Raw genomic sequence first — 2,294 nt, 5'->3', positions numbered from 1 at the left:
TAGGAAACCCAACCGCAGCAGTCATTTTACGAACTTGTCTAAACTTTCCTTCATTGACCGTTATTGATGCCCAGGTCGTAGGACCATGACGTTCGTCACGAATCTTTTTTCCTCTTGGATCAAAATCAGGGATTTCTGTAACCAGTCTAGCATCGCATTTTTTGGTTCTGTATTTTCCACCGTCAAACCCAATTTCAACTCCTTCTTTCAATTGGTCAATCGCTTCTTGCGTGATCACACCATCTACTTGTACAAAGTACTCTTTATCTACTTTTTTAGACCGAATGATTTCGCTCATCTTTCCATCAGTAGTTAATAACAATAATCCCTCTGAATCTTCATCTAAGCGACCTATAGCCATCGTTCCCTCGGGAAAATCATGCAATTCGCCCAAAAGTTTTTTCTTTCTTTTCAATTCGTAAATGAACTGACTTAAATAACCGTTGGGTTTGTGAAGGATGAAATGGCGATGGGACATGAGGGTTTGAAATTGATTGCAAGTGCAAAAATGCAAAATTTATTAGAGATTACCGCTTTTAATTCCCGATTCCATTTACGGAAAACCGTAATAAAACCACTTATTTTATTTGCATCTTTACAATAACCAAAACATAAATCCTTCATTTACAGCAATTTTAAAAACAAAAATCATGCTCAAAAGATCCATTCTAATAGAAAACAAAGCTTCTATTTTTACCAAAAATCTTCAGCTAGTTATAAAAACAGAACTTCGAGAAAGTACTATTCCTATTGAAGATATTGGTTTTTTAGTCCTAGACCATAACGAGATTTATTTAAGTATTCCTGCAATGAATTTAATCGTAGAAAATAACGCCGCACTGATTATATGTGGAAACAATCACCTCCCTAATGGTATGTTTCTAAACCTCAACAGTCATCATATCCAACAAGAAATTTTCAAAAACCAAATTGAAGCCTCTGTACCTCTCAAAAAACAATTATGGCAACAAACTATTGTCGAAAAAATAACCAACCAAGGGTATCTGTTACAAAAAATAACCACCCAAAAAAATAGTTTTGAATTCCTGGCTAGTAAAGTACTGAGTGGTGACACCACTAATATGGAAGGTGTTGCAGCAAGCCAATATTGGAAAGTGTTTTTTGAAGCAAATGAAAGCGTCTCTAAGTTCAAAAGGGAACGTTTTGGGGATTATCCTAATAATTTTCTCAATTATGGTTATGCCATTTTAAGAGCAGCTACAGCCCGAGCTTTATCAGGAAGTGGGCTACTAAATACTCTGGGAATTCATCACAAAAGCAAATACAATGCTTTTGCTCTTGCCGATGATATTATGGAACCCTATCGTCCTATTGTGGATGAAAAAGTTTTTGAAATCATGCAGAACTACAATGAACAAGAATTAAATTCTGTTTTAAAATCAGAACTTCTCCAAATCCTTACACGCACCGTTTATTTCAAAGATGAAAAAAGTCCTTTAATGGTAGCATTACAAAAAACCGCCAGTTCCCTCCAACAATGCTACACTGGGCAACGAAAAAAATTAAAATACCCTAAATTATGGAACTTAACGGATACCGAATAATGTGGTTGTTTGTGTTTTTTGACCTCCCTACAGAAACCAAAAAAGATCGTAGAAATGCTTCGCAATTTCGAAATAATCTTTTGAAGGATGGCTTTTCGATGATGCAATATTCTGTTTATGTACGACATTGTGCCAGTAGCGAAAGTGCCGATGTACATGAAAAAAGAATTCACAATCTTTTACCACCCATGGGCAAAGTCAGTGTCTTACGAATAACCGATAAACAGTTTGGAAATATTCTTAATTTTTGGGGCAAAGCTGAAGTTCCTAAAGCACCTCAACCTACACAGTTGGAATTATTTTAATGTTGATCAAAAAACACATCAACATTCCAACGGGCAGCATTTGTAATAATATAATCGTCAATGCGATGATAGGAATTTTCATTTCTGATAATATGATCATGAAAAGAACGATGCCAAGCAAAATCCACTAAACCAGAACGCCTAATAAATTTTGATGAAGTCGTTTTATAAGCTCCTATCAATTCAGACAAAGATTTTATTTTTATATCTGGATCTTTGATAGTATTTGAATCAATTTCAATAATAGCGTGCGCATGATTAGGCATTATGATAAACGAATGTAAAATCACATATTCATACTGATTTTCTAACCACTCAAATTGCCTATGGGCAATTTCTCCAAATTCATTTCGAAACATTATTTGATTATTTTCAACCTTTGAATCCTGTACGGACAGGTGCTCCTGTACGGACAGGTCGCGAC

5 protein-coding genes are annotated in these 2,294 nt (G+C 35.2%); 2 read left to right on the top strand and 3 right to left on the bottom strand.

Annotation, left to right across the window (positions count from 1 at the left end):
• Together WBQ70_RS07820 and WBQ70_RS07815 are read right to left on the bottom strand one after the other, a co-directional pair.
• Nucleotides 1-478, bottom strand: a 478-nt coding sequence (locus WBQ70_RS07820) for a pseudouridine synthase (RefSeq protein ID WP_423912586.1), incomplete at its 3' end; no start/stop codon positions are given.
• Nucleotides 433-624 carry a hypothetical protein gene (locus WBQ70_RS07815; protein WP_423912584.1) on the bottom strand — a complete coding sequence of 64 codons (192 nt, stop codon included), beginning with the start codon at nucleotides 622-624 and terminating at the stop codon, nucleotides 433-435. The genes WBQ70_RS07815 and WBQ70_RS07820, both read right to left, overlap by 46 nt.
• Nucleotides 625-650: 26 nt before the next feature.
• Here WBQ70_RS07815 and cas1 point away from each other — a divergent pair, with 26 nt between their 5' ends.
• Together cas1 and cas2 are read left to right on the top strand one after the other, a co-directional pair.
• A complete protein-coding gene (gene cas1 / locus WBQ70_RS07810) occupies nucleotides 651-1,565 on the top strand; it encodes a type II CRISPR-associated endonuclease Cas1 (protein WP_423912581.1) in 915 nt (304 codons plus the stop codon).
• Complete coding sequence (gene cas2 / locus WBQ70_RS07805) at nucleotides 1,541-1,870, top strand: CRISPR-associated endonuclease Cas2 (RefSeq protein WP_423912578.1); 330 nt, start codon at nucleotides 1,541-1,543, stop codon at nucleotides 1,868-1,870. The genes cas1 and cas2 overlap by 25 nt, the downstream gene beginning before the upstream one ends.
• Here cas2 and WBQ70_RS07800 read toward each other — a convergent pair.
• Nucleotides 1,867-2,294: transposase (locus WBQ70_RS07800; protein WP_423912575.1), on the bottom strand; the 428-nt coding region annotated here is incomplete at its 5' end. The two genes, cas2 and WBQ70_RS07800, sit on opposite strands and share 4 nt — an antisense overlap.

The organism is Flavobacterium sp. (assembly GCF_049590715.1).
Lineage (GTDB): Bacteria > Bacteroidota > Bacteroidia > Flavobacteriales > Flavobacteriaceae > Flavobacterium.
Note: the sequence above shows the minus strand (reverse complement) of the source record. Positions and strands in the feature narration are given on the sequence as shown.

Coding starts and splice junctions, on each gene's coding strand:
- WBQ70_RS07815 (WP_423912584.1), bottom strand. CDS start 624: ATGAAGGATTTATGTTTTGGTTATTGTAAAGATGCAAATAAAATAAGT.
- cas2 (WP_423912578.1), top strand. CDS start 1,541: ATGGAACTTAACGGATACCGAATAATGTGGTTGTTTGTGTTTTTTGAC.
- cas1 (WP_423912581.1), top strand. CDS start 651: ATGCTCAAAAGATCCATTCTAATAGAAAACAAAGCTTCTATTTTTACC.